The sequence below is a fragment of the Roseovarius litoreus genome (assembly GCF_900142765.1).
In the GTDB taxonomy this organism is placed as follows: Bacteria; Pseudomonadota; Alphaproteobacteria; order Rhodobacterales; family Rhodobacteraceae; genus Roseovarius; species Roseovarius litoreus.
The window spans coordinates 627542-648230 of the sequence record NZ_FRCB01000001.1 but is presented as its reverse complement, the minus strand read 5'-3'; the positions used below and the strand labels follow the sequence as shown (position 1 = coordinate 648230).

Sequence of the window (20689 nt, the reverse complement as noted above, 5' to 3'; positions counted from 1 at the left end):
CGCAAGCGGCTCAGAGCGGCAGGGCCGTTGTGCTGAACACGGTGCGCAGCGCAAAGGACGATTGCATCTTGGCGACACTCGGCAGTCGCGTCAGGTATTGCCGGTGAATGCGCGCGAAATCCTCGGTGCTTTCGGCAACGACCTTCAGGATGTAATCCGCAGCCCCGGCCGTAAGATGGCATTCCAGCACGTCGGGGATCCGGGTCACGGCCTTCTCAAACGCTTCCAGCACCTCATCGGCCTGGGTGGCCAGCGTGATCTCGACAAAGATCGTGGCGCTGACACCCAGTTTCCTCGGGTCCAGAAGCGCCACGTAATCGCGGATATAGCCTTCGGCCTCAAGGCGCTGCACCCTGCGGTGACACGCGCTTGCCGACAGGTTGACCGCGTCGGCCAGATCGGCGTTCGATATGCGCCCGCGCCGCTGGAGAACCTGCAGCAACCGACGATCCATCGCATCCAGAGCCATTCAAGCAATACCCTTCGAATATAGTGGTCGATACGCACAGGATATTCGGAAATTCCCACTTTTGGCGAGGGATTTTTCAATCGGATTGCGCGCCAGATGCGACATTCTGTCATCAAAGAGCACGAGGAGGATAAGCTCATGAAAATCGGATGTCCGACCGAGATCAAACCACAGGAATTCCGCGTCGGCATGACCCCGAACGCCGCACGCGAAGCCGTGGCCCATGGCCATGAGGTCATTATTCAGGCAGGCGCCGGGCAGGGTGCCGGGTTCGACGATGCCGATTATGTCGCCGCAGGCGCGGTGATCATCGACACCGCCGCCGAGATCTTTGCCGCCGCCGACATGATCGTCAAGGTCAAGGAGCCGCAAGCCGCCGAACGCAAGATGCTGCGCGAAGGACAGCTTCTGTTTACCTACCTGCATCTGGCGCCCGATCCCGATCAGACCCGTGATCTGCTGGCGTCGGGCTGCACCGCCATCGCCTATGAAACGGTGACCGATGATCGCGGCGGTCTGCCCCTGCTGGCGCCGATGTCCGAGGTTGCGGGCCGTCTGGCGCCCCAGGTGGGCGCGTGGACCCTGCAAAAGGCCAATGGCGGGCGTGGTGTGCTGATGGGCGGCGTGCCCGGTGTCGGCCCGGCCAAGGTGCTGGTGATCGGCGGCGGCGTGGTCGGCACTCATGCCGCGCGTATCGCGGCGGGGATGGGCGCGGATGTGACCGTGCTCGACCGGTCCCTGACGCGTCTGCGGTATCTGGACGATGTGTTCAGCCAGCAGTTCAACACCGGCTATTCCTCGACAGGGCTTCTGGCCGAACATCTGGCCGATGCGGACATGGTGATCGGCGCGGTCCTGATTCCGGGCGCCGAAGCGCCCAAGCTGGTCAAGCGCGCACAATTCGCCGACATGAAGCCGGGCGCGGTGCTGGTCGATGTGGCCATCGACCAGGGCGGGTGTTTCGAGACATCGAAAGCCACCACCCACGCCGATCCGATCTACGAGGTGGACGGGATCATGCATTACTGCGTGGCCAACATGCCCGGTGCCGTGGCGCGTACCTCGACCATCGCGCTTGGCAATGCGACCATGCCGTTCATGCTTGCGCTGGCCGACAAGGGCTGGAAACGCGCCTGCGCCGAGGATCCGCATCTTCTGAATGGTTTGAACGTACATGCCGGCCAGCTGACCTATTACGCTGTCGGCAAGGCGCTTGGGATCGACGTGATATCGCCGCAGATGGTCATCAAGGGCTGAGCCTCTTGTCGCCCCTCACGGGCCGCCTCGATCCGGGGTGGCCTGCGGTTCCGAGGTGAAATCGCTTGAGGCCGTGCGCGCACGGGGCTAGATCACGTGCCAAAGGAGCGTAGGATCATGAGCCTCAACACCTTCGGACATCTGTTTCGCGTCACCACATGGGGCGAAAGCCACGGGCCTGCACTGGGCGCGACCGTCGATGGCTGCCCGCCGGGCATCCCCGTGGACGAGGCGTTTCTCCAGCAATGGCTGGACAAGCGCCGCCCCGGCCAGAACAAGAACACCACGCAGCGCAACGAGCCTGACGCCGTGCAGATCCTGTCGGGCGTGTTCGACGGTCAGAGCACCGGCACGCCGATCCAGCTGATGATCGAGAACACGGATCAACGCAGCCGCGATTATGGCGAGATCGCGCAGACCTTCCGGCCGGGCCATGCCGACATCACCTATCATCAGAAATACGGCATCCGCGATTATCGCGGCGGCGGGCGCAGTTCGGCGCGCGAGACCGCGGCGCGTGTCGCCGCCGGTGGCATCGCCCGTGCGGCCCTTGCTTCGCTCGCGCCCGGCATCTCCATCAAGGGCTACATGACCCGCATGGGCGAGATCGAGATCGATCGCAGCCGTTTTGACTGGAACGCGATCGACGGCAATGATTTCTGGATCCCCGATGCCACGGCGGCGGCGGATTGGGAGGCCTATCTGCAAAAGCTGCGCAAGGACAAGAACTCGGTCGGGGCCGAAATCGAGGTCGTGGCCCGTGGCGTTCCGCCCGGGCTTGGTGCGCCGATCTATGGCAAGCTCGACACCGATCTGGCGGCTGCGATGATGTCGATCAATGCCGTCAAGGGCGTCGAGATCGGCGAGGGCATGGCCGCCGCGCGCCTGACCGGGACGGAAAATGCCGATGAGATCTTCATGGGCGAGACCGGCCCGGAATATTCGTCCAACCATGCAGGCGGCATTCTGGGCGGGATTTCCACCGGGCAGGATGTCGTGGTGCGCTTCGCGGTCAAGCCGACCTCGTCGATCCTCACGCCGCGCCGGTCCATCCGGATGGATGGCACGCCCACCGAGGTCATCACCAAGGGCCGGCATGATCCCTGCGTCGGCATCCGCGCCGTTCCCGTGGCCGAGGCGATGATGGCCTGTGTCCTGCTCGATCACCTGTTGTTGCATCGCGGGCAGGTGGGCGAGGGTCCGCGCGGCAGCATCGGCTGAGCGCGGGTGGCCTGCGGAGCGGGCGAGGGGCCAGCCCCTCGCGCTCCCCGGGATATTTGTGGCCAGAAGAAGCCCGCAGTCAGCCCGGGGCTTGTTTCTGGCGCGAGAGCTGCACGGCAAGAATGCCGAGCATCACCACCACGACGCCGACCATGTCCCAGAGCCCGAGGCTTTCGCTGAGCACGACAGCGGCGATCACCACTCCGAAAAACGGATTGAGGAAGTGGAAGGTGGCCGCCTTGATCGCGCCGATGCGGTTGACCAGCTTGAACCAGACCAGCGTTGCCGCCAGACCGGGGATCAGCGTGGTATAGAGGAAGGCCGCGATCAGCTGCCAGCTCCAGTCGATCTCGATCGTTTCGATGCTGAGGCCAGCGACCCCCAGAACGAGGCTTCCCACCAGCATCTGAAGTCCGACGATCATCAGGAAGTTGCCCCCCGATGTGGCGCCGCGCACCGCAAGTGTCGCAAGCGTCAGCGCCATCACCCCGCCCACGCAGAGAGCCAGACCATAAAGATCGGCGCCGCCCTGCAGCCGCGATCCCATGATGACCGCCACTCCGATGACGCCCGCGACAAGGCCAAGACCGCCCAGAAAGCCGATCCGTTCCCCCAGCAAGCCCCAGCTTGCCAGCCCGACAAGCAGCGGCATAGTCGAGGCGATGATCGCCGCAAGCGACGCTTCGATGGTTTGCATCGCGACGAAGTTCAGCCCCAGATAGAGCGCATTCTGGCAGATCCCGAAGATGATCGTGGCGCGCCATTGCGCCCGCGTCAGCCGCCAGCTTTGCCCGAGGGCAAGAGCGATCAGCACTCCGATGAGGCCAGAGACGAGGAACCGCAGGCTGAGCGCGGTCAGCGGCGGCGCCGAGGCCACGATGATCCGGGCCGAGGTGAAGGCACTGGACCACATCACCGCAAAGGCCAGCCCCATGATGATCGCCCGAATGTCCATGTGCTGTCTCCTGAAACCGAAAAGGGCCGCCCTTGCGGGGCGACCCTTTCCTAAAGATCGGGTGTTTGCAAGCTCAGCCGTTCACGCTGTCCTTGAGGGCCTTTGCGATGGTCATCTTGACGACCTTGTCGGCCTCTTTCTTGATCTGCTCGCCGGTGGCGGGGTTGCGCACCATGCGCTCGGGGCGCTCGCGGCAATAGATCTTGCCGACGCCGGGCAGGGTGACGGCACCACCGCCGGAAACTTCGCGTGTGATGATCGCGGTCACGGCGTCGAGCGCTGTGCCGGCGGTTTTCTTGTCAGTTCCCATTTCGTCGGCCAGTGCGGCAACGAGTTGAGTTTTGGTCATCGGTTTTGCCATTTTATGGTCTCCTTCAACTGCCCGGTCCTTGGGCCTCATGCTCAGAATTTAACTGTATGTTGTGACCAAACACAATGAATAGTAGGGAAAAGCAAGTGTTTTTCACGTATTTTGGGGTGATTTTCTTGGCCTATAGGAAAGCAGTTTCACTGAAGCTGCGCAATTTCCGGCTGTGGATGCGTTCGAGCGGCATCTGCCGCAAGCTCTCGATTGCGCGAATCCCGATCATGAGATGCCGCGACACCTGCGTCTTGTAAAAGTCCGAGGCCATCCCCGGAAGTTTCAATTCGCCGTGCAGCGGTTTGTCGGACACGCACAGAAGCGTGCCATAGGGCACCCGGAACCGAAACCCGTTGGCCGCGATCGTGGCGCTTTCCATATCCAGTGCAATGGCCCGCGACTGGCTGAGACGTTGCACCGGGCCGGATTGATCACGCAGCTCCCAATTGCGGTTGTCGAGGCTTGCGACCGTGCCGGTGCGCATCACCCGCTTGAGGTCATATCCGGTCAGCTGGGTTTCCTGCTCGACGGCGTTTTCCAGGGCGATCTGGATTTCCGCCAGCGCCGGAATGGGCACCCATGAAGGCAGATCCGCATCCAGCACCCGGTCCTCGCGCAGATAGGCATGGGCGAGCACGAAATCGCCCAGTTGCTGCGTATTGCGCAGGCCCGCGCAATGGCCGACCATGATCCAGGCATGCGGCCGAAGGACCGCGATATGATCGGTCGCGGTCTTGGCATTCGACGGTCCGACGCCGATATTGACCAGCGTGATCCCCGATCCGTCCTCGCGCTTGAGGTGAAAAGCCGGCATCTGGGGCTGTTTTTCGGACGCCTCGATCACCTGGTCCGGGCCGGTGATCTGCGCGTTGCCGGTGCTGACGAAGGCGGTATAGCCGCTCTCGGGATCGGCCAGCATCCGCCGCGCGTAAGCTTCGAATTCCGAGACATAGAACTGGTAATTGGTGAACAGCACGTGGTTCTGGAAATGCTCGGGGTCGGTGGCGGTGTAATGCGACAGCCGCGCCAGCGAGTAATCGACGCGCTGCGCGGTGAAGGGCGCCAAGGGCTCGGTGCCGTCAGGCGCGGGCCGGCTGGTGCCGTTGACGATGTCGTCATTCGTGGTGCCAAGATCCGGCACGTCGAAGACGTCACGCAAGGTAAACTCCGCCGCGCCTTCCTGTGGGACGGTCAAGGACGTGTCATTGGCCACGGCGAAATGAATGGGCATCGGCGTGTCCGACAGGCCGATGGTCACCGGCACGTCGTGGTTTTCGACCAACAGGCCGATCTGCTGCTCGAGGTAATGCCGAAACAGATCGGGCCGGGTGATCGTGGTGGCATAGGTCCCGGGGGCTGCGACATGGCCAAAGCTCAACCGGCTGTCGATCTGCGCATGGCTGGTGGTGGTGATCCGGATCTCGGGATAGAAGGCCCGCACGCGATGGTCCGGCTTGCCGCTCCGCAGGGCCGCGCGAAACTCGGACGACAGGAACCCGACCGCCGCATCGTAAAGCGCCACAAGGCGGGCGACGGCGGCGCGCGGATCGGTGAACGCTTCGGGCGTTACCGCCTCGGGCGTCTTGAACCGGGCGGTGTCGTCGATCGTCATGCCTGCTGTCCTCATGTTGCCTGCTGCACCGTCGCTTGTACGTTGACACGCCCCAAGGCCGCATTCAAGCTGACCCCGTGCGCTCAACGAGGAGGCCATGGATTACGAAACTGTCACGCCTGAGGCGTTCGGCGCCTCGTTGCGCGGGTTCGGCTTCAATATCCTTGTCCGGGATGTGCCGCGCAGCGCCCGTTTCCTGTCCGAGGTGTTCGGGCTGTCCATTCACCGGCTCAGTCCCGATTTCGCCATCGTGGCGCAGGGCGGAAACGTGATGCAGCTTCATGCCGATGGCACCTATCATTCCAATCCGCTCACGGGCCTTTTGCCGGAGAATCCGCCGCGCGGGGCGGGTATCGAAATCCGGCTTTATGACTGCGATCCCGACACAGCCGCAGACCGGGCCGAGGAAGCGGGAGGCACCGTGCTGCAGCCGCCTTCCGACAAACCGCATGGTCTGCGAGAGGCCTATATCCTGTGCGCGGACGGCTATGCCTGGGTGCCGTCCCGCCCCCTTGCCGACAATCCTGAAGGAGACATGACATGACCGCCATCACGCAGCTTGCCCCGAATCTCGACCATTGGCAGGAGCGCGTCGATCTTGCCGCCGCTTTCCGCTGGACCGCGCGCCTGAACATGCACGAAGCGGTGGCCAATCATTTCAGCCTGTCGATCAACGAGGATGGAACGCGGTTCCTGATGAACCCCAACCAGATGCATTTCGCCCGGATCAAGGCCAGCGATCTGATCGAGGTGGATGCCAACGATCCCGACACCCTCTCGCGACCTGGCGCGCCCGATCCCACCGCTTGGGGGCTGCATGGCGGCCTGCACCGGCACTGCCCGCACGCGCGCTGCGCCATGCATGTGCATTCGATCCATGCCACCGTGCTGGCCAGCCTGGCCGACAGCAGGCTGCCGCCGATCGACCAGAACTGCGCCACCTTTTTCAACCGCTACGTGATCGATGACGGTTATGGCGGGCTGGCCTTCGAGGATGAGGGCGAGCGTTGCGCCGCGCTGTTCTCGGACCCCAAGCAGAAGGTGATGATCATGGGCAATCACGGTGTCATGATCATCGGGGACAGCGTGGCCGATACGTTCAACCGGCTCTATTATTTCGAACGCGCCGCCGAGACCTATATCCGCGCGCTGCAGACGGGCCAGAAGCTGCGAATCCTCTCCGACGAGGTGGCCGAAAAAACCGCGCGCGAGCTTGAGGATTATCCCGGACAGGCCGAAAAGCACCTTTCGGAACTCAAGGCCATTCTGGATGCCGAAGGCTCGGACTACGCGGCCTGAAGCGTTTTGCGGAAAACCTGCTCACAGATTTTCGCGACATGCCGTGTTCCGGTCAATCGTTGCACGCGTTCCGCCTTTAGCTGATGCCTCAGGTCAAAGACGGAACGCTTCAGGCCGGGCGCAGTCCGGTTTCCACCAACAGCCCCTTGCGCTTGGCTTCGTAATAGTAGCCGCGCGCATACCAGCCGATTGCGGCGTCCGGATCGCCATCGGCCACCAGATAGGCGCCGCGCAGATATCTGACGGCATATTTCAGGTTGGTTTCCGCATCCAGCAGATCGTCGGGCTGGCCGCGAAACCCCATCGTACGCGCGGTTTGGGGCAGGATCTGCAGAAGTCCGTAATACGGACCGTTGCGCGCCCAGGGCCGATGGGTGCTCTCGCGGATCGCCAGGCGGTGCACGAGGGATCGTGGCACCTCGTTCAGATCGGCATATTTGTTGATGAGCGCGCGCAGCTCGGGCGTTTCGTTTGGATAAAGCGGTGGCTCGGTCGGGCCTTGCGTGGCGGTGACCGGAACTTCGCGTGCGGCGCATCCCGAAAGCGCAGTGGCGCAGAGAATGGCAAGGGCGGAACGGCGGCTGAACATCTGCATGGGAACTCCAGATTGACCCTGCGCCGCATAGTGCCACCGGGCGCCGTCTCTGCACCAGCCCCGGTTTCGCGATCCGCGAAAGATCGCCCATCCGCCCCTTGCCTTTGCCGCCCGGATCGCCAATTCATGACGCATGACAAAGACACTTCTTTCCTTCGGTCATGGCTTTTCGGCCCGCGCCTTGTCGCCGCTGCTGCTGGCGCGGGGCTGGACGATCCATGGCACCACCCGCTCCCCCGACAAGGCCGAGGCGCTCAGGTCCGAGGGTGTGACCCCGATCCTGTGGCCGGATGGCGACCTCTCCGCGGCGCTCGAAAGCGCCACCCATATCCTGATTTCCGCGGGTCCCGATGCCGATGGCGACCCGGTGCTGAACCAGTGTGGCGACCGGATTGCGGCCATGGCTTCGCGGCTGGAGTGGGTGGGATATCTTTCGACCACCGGCGTCTATGGCGACCATCAGGGCGGTTGGGTGACCGAGGACACGCCGCTCACCCCCTCGACCCGGCGCGGCAAGATGCGTGTGGATGCCGAAGCCGCATGGCAGGCCATTCCCGGCTTGCCTTTGCATATCTTCCGGCTGGCGGGCATCTATGGCCCCGGTCGCGGCCCGTTCGAAAAGGTCCGGCAAGGCACCGCGCAGCGCATCGTGAAACCCGGTCAGGTGTTCAGTCGCATCCATGTCGATGATATCGCGCAGGTTCTGCTGGCCTCGATCGACCGGCCAAATCCCGGCGCGGCCTATAATGTCTGCGACGACGATCCGGCGCCGCCTGAGGACGTGATCGGCCACGCGGCCGAGTTGCTGGGCCTGCCCCTGCCTCCCGAAGTGCCCTTTGATGAGGCCGACATGACACCGATGGCCCGCAGTTTCTATGCCGAGTCCAAACGCGTCGACAACAGCCGCATGAAAAACGAGCTTGGCGTCACCCTGATCCACCCCGATTACCGCACCGGCCTGCGCGCCTTGCTGGAGCAGGATGGCGGCGCCTGAGACGGGTGCGCAGGTCCGCCCCAGGACCGGCTGAGATGATTTATCTCATGGCACGCCACGGGTTTGTCACTAGGCTGAGGATCTCGCCACCGGACCCGTCATGCGCAACCTGATCGTCATAACCCTGTCCCTTCTCCTGCTGCCCGGCCTTGTCTTGGCCCATGCTTCCGAGCAGGGGTTCGTGCTGTTGCTGCCCACCGATATCTACATCTCGGCAGGTGTGGCGAGCGTGGCGCTGACGGTCGCGCTGCTCGCAGCACTTCCGGCCTGGGTGGCGGCACGGCTGTTTCGGCCCTTGCCGCTGATCCCGCGCCCCAATATTCCGCTCCACCACCTGACAAGCTGCCTCTCTGCGCTGTTTCTCGCGTTTCTGGTGTGGCGCGGTTTTGCCGGGCCGCGCGATCCTCTGGTCAATCCGCTGCCGCTCTTTGTCTGGACGGTGTGGTGGATCGGGCTGGTGTCGTTGCAAGGTCTGATCGGCAATCACTGGCGCTGGACGAACCCCTGGACCGGCCCCACCGCGATTCTCGCGCGCCTGACCGGATCGCGGTCCTTGCTGCGCTATCCGTCGCGGCTTGGGCATCTGCCGGGGATCGTGATCTTTCTGGCCTTCGCGGGGTTTCTTCTGGCTGATCCCGCGCCTGCCGATCCGCACAGGCTGGCGATCTTTGCCGGGGGCTACTGGTATCTGACGCTGATGGGGATCACGCTCTTTGGTCCGCGTTGGCTGTTGCGTGGCGAGGCGCTGACGATCCTGATGCGCATCTATGCGCGCATGGGCCTTGTCGGTCGGGTGCGCGGGCGCATCGCCTTGGGGCTGTGGGGCTGGCAGGTGCTGACCGCTCCGCCGGTATCCTTGGGGCTGGCGCTTTTCATCGTCACGCTTCTCGGTACCGGCAGCTTCGATGGCCTGAACGAGACATTCTGGTGGATGGGTCTTCTGGGCCTCAACCCGCTGGAATTTCCCGGCCGCTCCGCTGTCATCTTCCAGACACTCGCAGGATTGCTCATCGCCAATGCGGCCCTGATCGCGGTCTTTGCCCTGTGCCTGTGGCTGGGTGAGCGTATCGCCGGCACGGGCCGCCCCTTGCGACAGGCCTTCTGCCTTTTCGCGCCCACGATCCTGCCGATCGCTCTTGGCTATCATGTGGCCCATTACCTCACCGCTGCGATGGTCGATGGGCAATATGTCCTGATGGCGCTGACCGATCCCCTTGGGCGTGGTGCGGATCTTCTGGGGCTGGGGCCGTTTTTCGTGACCACCGGCTTTTTCAACACCCCGGGCACCGTCAAGGCGATCTGGCTGACACAGGCCGGGGCTGTGGTGATCGGCCATGTCATCGCGATCCTGCTGGCCCATGCGCTGGCGGTGCGTGGACATGGCAGCACATGGCGCGCGGTGATGGGGCAGGCGCCGCTGGCGCTGTTCATGATCGGCTATACGGTCTTCGGGCTTTGGCTTCTGGCGTCACCGCGCGGGATGTGACCCGCTAAATGGTCTGGACAAGCCCACCTTCGCTTCGCACACTCGGGCGCATGAGGCCATTTGCGCCCAATATGCCCAGACCGGGAGGATCCGACCATGCCGACACCCCCAAAAGGACCGACGCGCCGCGCCGCGCTCAGCACGCTCGCCGGTGGCGCCATCGGGGCTGCAAGCCTGCCTCTCTGGGCGCGTTACACCCATGCGCAGACCGCCGAGCCGATCCGCATCGGCTTTCAGGTCCATCGCACCGGCATCGGCGCCGCCTATGGCCGCTGGTATGACCGCACCACGCAAGCCGCCGTGAAACTCATCAACGAGTCCGGCGGCATCAATGGCCGCCCGGTCGAGATCGTGGCCGAGGATGACGGCACCGACCCCAAGCGCGGTGCCGAAGTGGTCGAGAAATTCGCCACGCAGCACAAATGCGATATCGGTTTCGGCACGCTGTTCTCGCATGTCGTGATCGGCTCCGCCCCCCGCGCGGGCGAGTTGAAACTGCCCTATTTCGTGGTCTCCGAAGGGCATCACGTGGCCTCGGGCATGCTCAACCGCTACACGCTCCAGCCCGGCATCACCGACGTGAAAAGTCAGGTCAAGGCGATGGCGCCTTTCGTGGCCTCCAACCTCGGCAAGAAGGTCACGATGGTGTTTCCCGATTTCGCCTTCGGCCATGACCACAGGGATTTCTTCACAGCCGCGATCGAGGAACAGGGCGGTCAGGTTCTCGAACATATCGCCATCCCCCCGGCTGAAACCTCGTTCACCCGGTATTTCCCCAAGATCCCCCGCGAGACCGAGGTGGTTTATCACGTCATGGTCGGTCCCGCCGTTCTGACCTTCGTCAAGGAACTGGGCGAATTTTTCGGCCCCTCCCGTCCCGAGATGTTCGGCTTCATCGACAGTCTCGAAGCGGTGGCAATCGACAGTCCCGGTCTCGAATTTCTGGAAGGCACCTATTTCTGGGAAGGCATGCCGCGCCACGCACAGCCCGATCAATCCGAGCATGACAAGTTCTATCGCGAACAGGTCGGCGTGGATGCCCGCGGGGCCTCGGTCACCGATCCGTCGGACATCTCGACATATGCCCATATGTTCGGATGCTGGGAGACGCTCTATACCGTCAAGGCAGGCATGGAAGCCGCAGGCTATCGCGGCCCTGCCGATCGCCCGGCGCTGATCGAGGCGGTCGAGGCGATGACCGACATTCCCCAGTCGCGCGAACATCCGCAGGGCGCCAAGATCTTCAACGGCAAGACCCATCAGGTGTTCGGCCATCAGTATATCTCGCGCGTCGAAGGCGGCAAACTGGTCAAGGTGCACACCACTTCGATCGAGGATACGCTCTATCCCGACGAGGTGGATTACACCACGCAGCCGCTCTGATCGCAGAGCGGCGATCCGGCGGCCGTTGCGCCATCGTGTTGCCGGTCGCATAGCCGGCTGCCCAGCCCGGGATGCAGTGCGATGGTCATTTCAGGATACCCGGCAGGGTAAGCCCGTGTTCCCGCGCACAGTCGATCGCGATCTCATAGCCTGCATCGGCATGGCGCATGACGCCGGTTGCCGGATCGTTCCAAAGCACGCGTTCGATGCGCCGGTTGGCGTCCTCGCTGCCATCGCAACAGATCACCATGCCGGAATGCTGGCTGAAGCCCATGCCCACGCCGCCGCCATGATGCAGGCTGACCCATGTCGCGCCGCTCGCGGTGTTCAGCAAGGCGTTCAGCAGCGGCCAGTCGCTCACTGCGTCCGAGCCGTCCAGCATCGCCTCGGTCTCGCGGTTGGGCGACGCGACCGACCCCGAATCCAGGTGATCGCGCCCGATCACCAACGGCGCCGACACCTCGCCATTGCGCACCATCTCGTTGAAGGCCAGCCCCAGCTTGTGCCGCAGCCCCAGACCCACCCAGCAGATCCGCGCCGGCAACCCCTGAAAGGCGATCCGCTCGCGCGCCATGTCCAGCCAGTTATGCAGATGCGGGTCCGCGATCAGCTCCTTCACCTTGGCATCGGTGCGATAGATGTCCTCGGGATCGCCCGACAGCGCGCACCAGCGAAACGGCCCGATCCCCCGACAGAACAGCGGCCGGATATAGGCGGGCACGAAACCCGGAAAGGCAAAGGCATCCTCCAGCCCTTCCTCCTTGGCCACCTGCCGGATGTTGTTGCCGTAATCCAGTGTCGGCACCCCGGCGCGCCAGAAATCCACCATCGCCCGGACATGGGTGCACATGCTGGTGCGTGCGGCGCGCTCCACCGCCTTGGGGTCGCTCTCCTGCTTCGCGCGCCATTCGGCCACGCTCCAGCCTTGCGGCAGATAGCCATGCACCGGATCATGGGCGCTGGTCTGGTCGGTGACGATATCGGGGCGCATGCCGCGCCGCACCAGTTCGGGAAAGACATCCGCGGCATTGCCGATCAGCCCCACGGATTTCGCTTCGCCCGCCTTGGTCCAGCGGTCGATCATCGCCAGCGCCTCGTCCAGATCATGGGTGATTTCATCGACATAGCGCGTGCGCTTGCGAAACGCGGCGCGGCTCTCGTCACATTCCACCGCGAGGCAGCAGGCTCCGGCCATGACCGCCGCCAGCGGCTGCGCGCCGCCCATGCCGCCAAGCCCTGCCGTCAGGATCCACCGCCCCTTCAGATCGCCGCCATAATGCTGGCGCCCCGCCTCGACGAAGGTCTCATAGGTGCCCTGCACGATGCCCTGGCTGCCGATATAGATCCATGACCCGGCGGTCATCTGGCCATACATCATCAGCCCCTTGCGATCGAGCTCGCTGAAATGCTCCCAGGTGGCCCAATGCGGCACGAGATTCGAGTTGGCGATCAGCACGCGTGGCGCGTCCTTGTGGGTGCGGAACACCCCCACCGGCTTGCCCGATTGCACCAGCAGGGTTTCGTCCTCTTCCAGCGTTTTCAGCGTGGCGACGATCCGGTCGAAATCCTCCCATGTCCGCGCCGCGCGCCCGATCCCGCCATAAACCACCAGCTCATGCGGGTTCTCGGCGACATCGGGATGCAGGTTGTTCATCAGCATCCGCATCGGCGCTTCGGTGACCCAGTGCTTGGCGGTGATCCCGGACCCGGTGTCAGGATAAATGTCGCGGATGTTGTGGCGGGGCGTGCTCATGTCAACGCGCCTCCCAGGGCAAGCCGCTCGATACGCTGCAGGATGGCGGCAAGATGCGGGCGCAGCGCGTCGGCGCGCTCATGCAGATAGGGCCATGGCGGCGCCTCGCTCATATAGGCGGATTGCGCGAGCTCCATCTGGATCGCGTGCAGCCCCTCTTCGGGCCGCCCGTAATGGCGCGTGGTCCAGCCCCCCTTGAAGCGGCCATCGACCACGCTCGTGTATCCTTGCGCCGCGCGGCAGACCTCTTCGACCGCCGCCGTGATCGCGGGCGCGCAGGTCGTGCCGCCATTGGTGCCGATGTTGAAATCCGGCAGCGTGCCTTCGAACAGGAACGGAATGCGCGACCGGATCGAGTGGCAATCATACAGCACCGCAACGCCGTGCCGGTGCCGCACGCGGTCCAACTCCTCCCATAGCGCCGCGTGATAGGGGGCGTGCCATGTCTCGCGCCGATGCTCCACCTCACCGCCCGATGGCGCCTCGTTCCAGATCGGCTCCCCGTCGAAATCCGTCAGCGGCACAAGCCCGGTGGTGTTCTGCCCGGGATAAAGGCTCTCCCCCGACGGATCGCGATTGGCGTCGATCACATAGCGGTGGAAGGTCGCGCGCACCGTGGTCGCACCCTCCAGCAGCCCGTCATAGAGCTTGTGAATGTTCCAATCCGTATCGGCCAGAGCGCGGCCTCTTTCATTCAGCCGCGTCCGGATATCCTGCGGCACATATGTGCCCGTATGCGGCAGGCCCAGAACCACCGGACCATCACCGCGCTTCACGTCGACAGGCTGCATCCCGTTGCTCCTTCTTCTTGGGTCAAATACCCCGGGGTGAATTGGCCGCAGGCCAAGAGGGGCAGGGCCCCTCTCTTCGCATGCAAGCTTGTGCCCGGCCCGCTCATGGCACAAGCTCCAGCCCCGCCGCCGCGATCAGATCGCCGTCCCGGATCAACGCGGCCGCCGAGGCCAGGTCGGGCGCAAGATAGCGGTCCGCCTCCAGCGCCGGCACCGCCTCGCGCAGCCTTGCGATAACGCGCTGCAGCGGCGGGCTGGTGGTCAGCGGCGCGCGAAAGCCGATGCCCTGCGCGCCACAGATCGCCTCGACGCCAAGGATCGTGCCCAGATTGCCGTTCATCCGCGCCAGCCGCCGCGCGGCATGGGCGGCCATGCTCACATGGTCCTCCTGGTTGGCGCTCGTGGGGGTGCTGTCGGTGCTGCAGGGGTTGGCCAGATGCTTGTTCTCGCTCATCAACGCCGCGGTGGTGACCTCGGCGATCATCAGCCCCGAATTCAGCCCCGGCTCCGGCGTCAGGAAGGGCGGCAGGTCGCAACTCAGGTTGGGGTCCACCATCAGCGCCACCCGGCGCTGCGCGATGGCGCCGATCTCGGCGATGGCCAGCGCGATCTGATCGGCGGCGAAACCCACCGGCTCGGCATGGAAATTCCCGCCCGAGACGATCCGCTCCTCCGCAACCAGAACCAGCGGGTTGTCGGTCACCGCATTCGCTTCGATCTCCAGCGTCTCGCCCGCCCGGATCAACAGGTCGAGCGCCGCGCCGCTGACCTGCGCCTGACAGCGGATGCAATAGGGATCCTGCACGCGGGTATCGCTGTCGCGGTGGCTTTCGCGGATTGCGCTGCCCTCCATCAGCTCGCGTTGCGCGCGGGCCGCCATGATCTGCCCGCGATGACCGCGCAGGGCGTGGATCTCCGCCACCAGAGGCGCGGTCGATCCCATGATCGCATCGGTCGACAGCGCCGCCGTGACGATGCTGTTCTCCAGATTACGCCACGCGCCCCACAGCCCGGTCAGCGCGCAAGCGGTGGAAAACTGCGTGCCGTTGATCAGTGCCAGCCCCTCCTTGGGGCCAAGCACGATGGGCGCGAGCCCCGCCCGCCTCAGCGCCTCGGCCCCGGGCAGGCGGGTGTCATCGACCCATGCCTCGCCTTCGCCGATCATCACCGCCGCCATATGCGCCAGCGGCGCCAGATCGCCCGACGCGCCGACCGATCCCTGATCCGGCACGACCGGCGTCACATCGCGTTCCAGCATCGCCTCGATCATCTCGATCATGCGCCAGTCGACACCCGATGCGCCGCGACCAAGCGAAATCAGCTTGAGCACCATCATCAGCCGGGTGGTCGCATGGTCCAGCGCCTCGCCCACGCCGCAGCAATGCGACGGGATCAGGTTGCGCTGCAGCGTCGCGGTCTGATCGGCGGGAATACGGACGCTGGCAAGCTTCCCGAAACCGGTGTTCACACCGTAAACCGCCGCATCACCTTCGGCGGCCTTGCGCACAATCTCTGCCGCCGCCTCGACCTGCCCCCGGCAGCCACGATCCAGCCTTGCCGGCAGACCCTTGCGCCAGATCCTGTCGAGTTGCGCCAGCGTCACGGCGCCCGGCACGAGCGTTTCGGTCATCCCACACCCCCGAAGATCCGCCGGTGCAGCGGGTTGAACCCGATGCGATAGGGAAGCTCGGCAGGCTGTTCGGCATCCCAGACCGCCAGATCGGCGCGCTTGCCGGGGGCGATCACGCCGCAATCCTCCAGCCCGAGCGCCTGTGCTGCATGACGCGTCACACCGGCCAACGCCTCCTCTGCGGTCAGGCCGAACAGGGTGCAGCCCATGTTCATCGCCAGCAGGATCGACGCCATCGGCGACGAGCCGGGGTTGCAATCCGTGGCCAGCGCCATCGGCACGCCATGCTTGCGAAACGCCGCCACGGGCGGCGCTTGTGTCTCGTGCAACGTGTAGAAGGCACCGGGCAGCAGCACCGCCACGCTGCCGGCCTCGGCCAGTGCCGCTGCATCCTCATCGGTGGCATATTCCACGTGATCCGCCGACAGCGCGCCATGGCGCGCCGCAAGATGCGTGCCCCCCGAATGGTTCAGCTGTTCGGCATGAAGCTTGACCGGCAGACCAAGGGCGCGCGCCTGCTCGAACAGCCGCGCGATCTGCGCGGTGTCAAAGGCGATGCGCTCGCAGAACCCGTCCACCGCATCCACCAGCCCTTCGGCCGCCGCCTGCTTGAGCGCAGGCAGGCAGATTTCCGTCAGATAGGTGTCGGGCCGGTCCTTCATGTCCTCGGGGATCGCATGCGCCCCCAGAAACGAGGTTCTGATCCGCACCGCGCGCAGATCCGCGATCCGCCGCGCCACGCGCAGCATCTTCAACTCGGTCTCGATATCCAGACCATAGCCTGACTTGACCTCGATCACCGACACGCCCTCGGCGATCAGCGCATCGGCAAAGCGCAGCGCGCCTTTCAGAAGCCCGTCTTCGTCCTCCGCGCGTGTGGCCCGCACGGTCGATACGATGCCGCCGCCCGCCTTCGCGATCTCTTCATAGGTGGCCCCGCCAAGGCGCATCTCGAACTCGCCCGCGCGATTGCCGCCATGCACGATATGGGTGTGACAATCGATCGGCGCCGGTGTCACCAGCCGTCCCTCCAGATCATCGCCCGGCCCCGCAAATTCGGCGGGCACCTGATCCATCGGTCCGACCCATTGGATCACGCCCTTTTCCAGCGCGATCGCGGCCCGGTCGATCAGACCATAGGCCGTGCCGCCCTGCATGGTGGCCACAGTCGCATTCGTCAGAAGCATCCCGGGAACCCTGTTGATTTGCGAGTCGCTTCATGGAATTATGTATAGACATATTAATCGGGTCAAGACAGGACGTGGCGATGACGATGATCTGGGCAGAGCAGGCCTTGCTGCCTATCGGATGGGTGCGTGACGTGGCGATCCGCATCGACGGCGCGGGGCGCATCGCGGATGTCACACCGGGCCAGCCCCCCACCGCCGCCGATCAGGGAACTCGCACCGGCATTCTTCTGCCTGCGCCCGCCAATGCGCATTCCCATGCCTTCCAACGCGCCATGGCGGGGCTTACTGAAACGCGCGGCGCCGATCCTCGCGACAGTTTCTGGACATGGCGCAAGCTGATGTATCGCTTTCTCGACCGGCTCGACCCCGATCAGGTGCAGGCCATCGCGGCGCTTGTGCAGATGGAAATGCTCGAAGCGGGCTATGCCACCAATGTCGAATTTCATTACCTGCATCACGCGCCGGGCGGCGTGCCCTATGACGATCTGTCCGAAATGGCGCAGCGCATCATCGCCGCGGCACAGGACACCGGGATCGGCCTGACGCTCTTGCCGGTGCAGTACCAGTTCGGCGGCTGCGACCGTCGTGCCCTGACTGCTGGTCAGATCCGTTTCGGCAACGATCCCGACCGCTTCGCGCGCCTTCTGGAAGACAGCCGCGCGGCCCTCAGGGTCCTGCCGACCGATGCGCGGCTCGGTGTGGCGCCGCACAGCCTTCGCGCTGTCAGCCCCGGTGATATCGCCCGTGCCTCCGATCTGGCGCAGGGCGGACCGGTGCATATGCATCTTGCCGAACAGCTGGCCGAGGTCGACGAGGTCAAGGCCGCCCTCGGCGCGCGCCCCGTCGAGTGGCTGCTCGATCATGCGCCGGTGGATGGGCAATGGTGCCTGATCCACTGCACCCAGATGCAGCCGCATGAAACCGTGGCTCTGGCCGAAACCGGGGCGGTCGCGGGCCTTTGCCCGATCACCGAATCGAGCCTCGGCGACGGGATATTCGACGCCGTGCGCTGGATGGGGGCTGGCGGGCGCATTGCCATCGGCTCGGATTCCAACATCCGCATCGCCCTGTCCGAAGAACTGCGCACGCTGGACTATTCCCAACGCCTGCGTGATCACTCCCGCGCCGCCCTTGCCACGCCTGCGCACAGCACCGGCCGGCGGCTCTTCGATGCGATCTGCGCCGGTGGGGCACAGGCCGCTGGCCGCGACAGCGGACAGATCGCGCCGGGCATGCTGGCCGATCTGACGGCGCTGGACGCCTCTCATATCGACCTGCGCGATCAGACCGGCGACACGCTTCTGGATTGCTGGATCTTTGCAGGCTCCGACGCGCTGGTGCGCGATGTCTGGGCCGCAGGCCGCCACGTGGTGCAGGATGGCCGCCACCAGGCGCGCGACCGGATCACCGCCGCGTATGTGCAGGCCATGAAACCCTTGCGCGGCGTGCTATGAGCGGACCTCCCCCCAAAGGCTGGCAGGCGATCCAGGACGAGGTTCTGCGCCGCATCCACGCCCGTGACTGGCCCCCGGGCCATGTCATTCCCGGCGAGGTGGATCTGGCCCGGGAATTCGGCTGCGCGCGCGCCACCGTCAACCGCGCCCTGCGCGCTCTGGCCGAGGCCGGTCTGCTGGAACGCCGCCGCAAAGCCGGCACCCGTGTGGCGCTGCACCCGGTCAGCCGCGCCACCGTCGAGATCCCCGTCATCCGCCGCGAGATCGAGGATCGGGGCCACGCCTATGGCTACAGCCTGCTTGAACGCAGCCTTGCCCCCCCTCCCGCCGGGCCGCGCGCCACGCTCGGGCCGGGCCCGGCTTTGCATCTCACCGCGCTGCACAGCGCCGATGGCGCGCCTTACGTGGTCGAGGATCGCTGGATCAGCCTGTCCACCGTGCCCGCCGCCCATGACGCGCCGTTCGACCGGGTCAGCGCCAATGAATGGCTGCTCGCTTATGCGCCCTTCACGCATGGTGACATCGCCTTTTCCGCCGAGGCCGCAAGCGACAGTCAGGCGGAGTTGCTGAGCACCGCGCCCGGAACGCCGGTATTCGCCATCACGCGTGTCACTTGGGATCACACGCGGGCAATCACCGTTGTGCGCCTGATATATGCGCCGGGCTACAGCATCCACAGTGTGATTGGCGGCATGTCCGCCGATCCGCGCGCCGCGTCCTGATGCCTCAATCGTCACTCTCGCGGGCATAGACATCTTCGTAGCGGATGATGTCATCCTCGCCGAGGTAACTGCCGGTCTGCACCTCGATCAGGGTCATCGGCACCTTGCCGGGGTTCTCCATCCGGTGCACCGCGCCAAGCGGGACATAGACCGACTCGTTCTCGCTCACCAGCTTGACAGTGTCGTCGATCGTCACCTTCGCTGTCCCCGACACAACGATCCAATGCTCGGCCCGATGCACATGGCTTTGCAGGCTCAGCGCCGCACCCGGCTTGACCACGATGCGTTTCACCTGGAAGCGGCCCGACAGGGCGAGTGTCTCGAAATAGCCCCAGGGCCGGTGATCGCGGGCAAAGCTGTCCGCCTGCGCCACGCCCTTGGCGCGCAGCGCCTTGACCACCGCGCCCACATCCTGCGTGCGCGCCATATCGGCCACCAGCACCGCGTCGGGCATCGCCACCACCAGCGTGTTCTTCAGGCCAAGCCCCACAACCTCGAGCCCCTCGCTTTCCGACCGGATCAGACTGCCTTCGCAGTCGATCGCCGTGGCCGGCCCCGACAGGGTCACGCCATTCTCATCCGCCCCGGCCTCCTGCTGGACGGCGGCCCAGCTTCCAAGGTCCGACCAGTGATGCGCATAGGGCACCACCGACAGGTTGTCCGCCCGCTCCATCACCGCGAAATCGACCGAAATACTGTCCGCCCCGGCCCAGTCTTCTGGGTCGAGCCGCAAAAAGCCCAGATCGGCGCGGGCCTTCTCCACCGCCGCGCGCACCGGCGCCACAAGGCCCGGTGCATGGGCCTCGAAGGCCGCGATGATATCGCGCGCCGCGAACAGGAAAATCCCCGCGTTCCACAGATAGGTCCCGGCCTCCAGCATCGTTTTTGCCGTCTCAAGGTCTGGCTTTTCCACAAAGCGCCGCAGCGGCATCGCCGCTCCGGTTCCGTCCGGCGCATCGCCCAGATCCAGATAGCCATAGCCGGTCTCGGGATGCGTGGGCGCGATCCCGAAGGTCACCAGCCGCCCGTCGCGCGCGGCCTCGGCGCCTTTGGCGATGGCGGCATGAAAGGCGCTCGTGTCGGGGATCACGTGATCCGAGGGCGCCACCAGCATCAGCGCATCGGGGCTGTCCTTGGCCAGATGCAGTGCCGCGGCCAGAACGGCGGGGGCGGTGTTGCGTGCCTCCGGCTCGATCAGCACCGGGCCGGGATCGATCCCCGCCTCCAGCAGCTGCTCGGTCACCATGAAGCGGAAATCGGCATTGGTCAGCACCATGGGCGGCGCGAAGTCCAGCCCCTCGCCTTGCCCGCTCAGACGCCGGGCACAGCCCTGCAACAGGCTTTCGTCGCCCATGATCCGCGCGAACTGCTTGGGATAGCTCTTGCGCGACAATGGCCAAAGCCGCGTGCCTGATCCGCCACAAAGAATAACCGGTGTAATCGCGTGCATCTGTCTTTTACCTTGCCGAATGTCTATCTCGCCGCAGTCTTGCCCGGTCTTTTGGGCAAGCCAAGGG

Annotated in this window: 19 protein-coding genes; 9 read left to right on the top strand and 10 right to left on the bottom strand. The window is 64.9% G+C overall.

The window, feature by feature from the left end; translation table 11 throughout:
* Window positions 1-10 precede the first annotated feature (10 nt).
* Window positions 11-469 (bottom strand): Lrp/AsnC family transcriptional regulator, encoded by a 459-nt coding sequence (locus F3H35_RS03165; protein WP_149778180.1) that lies wholly within the window; start codon window positions 467-469, stop codon window positions 11-13.
* A gap of 138 nt (window positions 470-607) precedes the next feature.
* Here F3H35_RS03165 and ald point away from each other — a divergent pair, with 138 nt between their 5' ends.
* Both ald and aroC read left to right on the top strand, forming a co-directional pair.
* The gene (gene ald / locus F3H35_RS03160; RefSeq protein ID WP_149778179.1) at window positions 608-1726 is read left to right on the top strand and encodes an alanine dehydrogenase; all 1119 of its coding nucleotides are present in this window, start codon (window positions 608-610) and stop codon (window positions 1724-1726) included.
* Between the two features lie 117 nt (window positions 1727-1843).
* Entirely contained in the window at window positions 1844-2947 is a 1104-nt protein-coding gene (gene aroC / locus F3H35_RS03155; protein WP_149778178.1) for a chorismate synthase, read from the top strand.
* Window positions 2948-3026: 79 nt separating this feature from the next.
* On the opposite strand, the gene F3H35_RS03150 is transcribed toward aroC, so the two are convergent.
* The 3 genes from F3H35_RS03150 to F3H35_RS03140 all read right to left on the bottom strand — a co-directional run bounded on the left by F3H35_RS03150 (window position 3027) and on the right by F3H35_RS03140 (window position 5875).
* On the bottom strand, window positions 3027-3902 hold the full coding sequence (locus F3H35_RS03150) for a DMT family transporter (protein WP_149778177.1): 876 nt from the start codon (window positions 3900-3902) through the stop codon (window positions 3027-3029).
* A gap of 73 nt (window positions 3903-3975) precedes the next feature.
* Window positions 3976-4263, bottom strand: coding sequence for an HU family DNA-binding protein (locus F3H35_RS03145; protein ID WP_007812104.1), 288 nt, complete (start codon window positions 4261-4263; stop codon window positions 3976-3978).
* Between the two features lie 130 nt (window positions 4264-4393).
* Window positions 4394-5875 (bottom strand): AMP nucleosidase, encoded by a 1482-nt coding sequence (locus tag F3H35_RS03140; RefSeq protein WP_149778176.1) that lies wholly within the window; start codon window positions 5873-5875, stop codon window positions 4394-4396.
* Window positions 5876-5972: 97 nt separating this feature from the next.
* On the opposite strand from F3H35_RS03140, the gene F3H35_RS03135 reads away from it, so the two are divergent.
* Window positions 5973-6419, top strand: coding sequence for a VOC family protein (locus F3H35_RS03135; RefSeq protein WP_149778175.1), 447 nt, complete (start codon window positions 5973-5975; stop codon window positions 6417-6419).
* Window positions 6416-7174, top strand: a complete 759-nt coding sequence (locus tag F3H35_RS03130; RefSeq protein ID WP_149778174.1) for a class II aldolase and adducin N-terminal domain-containing protein — start codon at window positions 6416-6418, stop codon at window positions 7172-7174. The genes F3H35_RS03135 and F3H35_RS03130 overlap by 4 nt, the downstream gene beginning before the upstream one ends.
* Window positions 7175-7283: 109 nt before the next feature.
* On the opposite strand, the gene F3H35_RS03125 is transcribed toward F3H35_RS03130, so the two are convergent.
* Window positions 7284-7769 (bottom strand): lytic transglycosylase domain-containing protein, encoded by a 486-nt coding sequence (locus F3H35_RS03125; protein ID WP_188129845.1) that lies wholly within the window; start codon window positions 7767-7769, stop codon window positions 7284-7286.
* Window positions 7770-7902: 133 nt separating this feature from the next.
* Here F3H35_RS03125 and F3H35_RS03120 point away from each other — a divergent pair, with 133 nt between their 5' ends.
* From F3H35_RS03120 to F3H35_RS03110, 3 genes are all read left to right on the top strand, one after another.
* On the top strand, window positions 7903-8763 hold the full coding sequence (locus F3H35_RS03120; RefSeq protein WP_149778172.1) for an SDR family oxidoreductase: 861 nt from the start codon (window positions 7903-7905) through the stop codon (window positions 8761-8763).
* Window positions 8764-8863: 100 nt separating this feature from the next.
* Window positions 8864-10249: a hypothetical protein gene (locus tag F3H35_RS03115; RefSeq protein ID WP_149778171.1), complete on the top strand. Its 1386-nt coding sequence runs from the start codon at window positions 8864-8866 to the stop codon at window positions 10247-10249.
* 96 nt (window positions 10250-10345) lie between these two features.
* Entirely contained in the window at window positions 10346-11632 is a 1287-nt protein-coding gene (locus tag F3H35_RS03110; protein ID WP_149778170.1) for an ABC transporter substrate-binding protein, read from the top strand.
* Between the two features lie 85 nt (window positions 11633-11717).
* Here F3H35_RS03110 and hutU read toward each other — a convergent pair whose 3' ends face one another.
* The 4 genes from hutU to hutI all read right to left on the bottom strand — a co-directional run bounded on the left by hutU (window position 11718) and on the right by hutI (window position 16993).
* Window positions 11718-13385, bottom strand: a complete 1668-nt coding sequence (gene hutU, locus F3H35_RS03105) for a urocanate hydratase (protein ID WP_149778169.1) — start codon at window positions 13383-13385, stop codon at window positions 11718-11720.
* Window positions 13382-14176: an N-formylglutamate deformylase gene (gene hutG, locus F3H35_RS03100; RefSeq protein ID WP_149778168.1), complete on the bottom strand. Its 795-nt coding sequence runs from the start codon at window positions 14174-14176 to the stop codon at window positions 13382-13384. Before hutG ends, hutU begins: the two co-directional genes overlap by 4 nt.
* A 103-nt stretch (window positions 14177-14279) precedes the next feature.
* Window positions 14280-15806, bottom strand: coding sequence for a histidine ammonia-lyase (hutH, locus tag F3H35_RS03095; RefSeq protein WP_149778167.1), 1527 nt, complete (start codon window positions 15804-15806; stop codon window positions 14280-14282).
* Window positions 15803-16993, bottom strand: a complete 1191-nt coding sequence (gene hutI / locus F3H35_RS03090; RefSeq protein WP_149778166.1) for an imidazolonepropionase — start codon at window positions 16991-16993, stop codon at window positions 15803-15805. The genes hutH and hutI overlap by 4 nt, the downstream gene beginning before the upstream one ends.
* 80 nt (window positions 16994-17073) lie before the next feature.
* Here hutI and F3H35_RS03085 point away from each other — a divergent pair, with 80 nt between their 5' ends.
* Entirely contained in the window at window positions 17074-18450 is a 1377-nt protein-coding gene (locus F3H35_RS03085) for a formimidoylglutamate deiminase (RefSeq protein WP_149778165.1), read from the top strand.
* Entirely contained in the window at window positions 18447-19172 is a 726-nt protein-coding gene (locus F3H35_RS03080) for a UTRA domain-containing protein (RefSeq protein ID WP_149778164.1), read from the top strand. The genes F3H35_RS03085 and F3H35_RS03080 overlap by 4 nt, the downstream gene beginning before the upstream one ends.
* 4 nt (window positions 19173-19176) lie before the next feature.
* Here the strand turns inward: F3H35_RS03080 and F3H35_RS03075 are convergent, their stop codons facing one another.
* Entirely contained in the window at window positions 19177-20622 is a 1446-nt protein-coding gene (locus F3H35_RS03075; protein ID WP_149778163.1) for a mannose-1-phosphate guanylyltransferase/mannose-6-phosphate isomerase, read from the bottom strand.
* Window positions 20623-20689 lie beyond the last annotated feature (67 nt).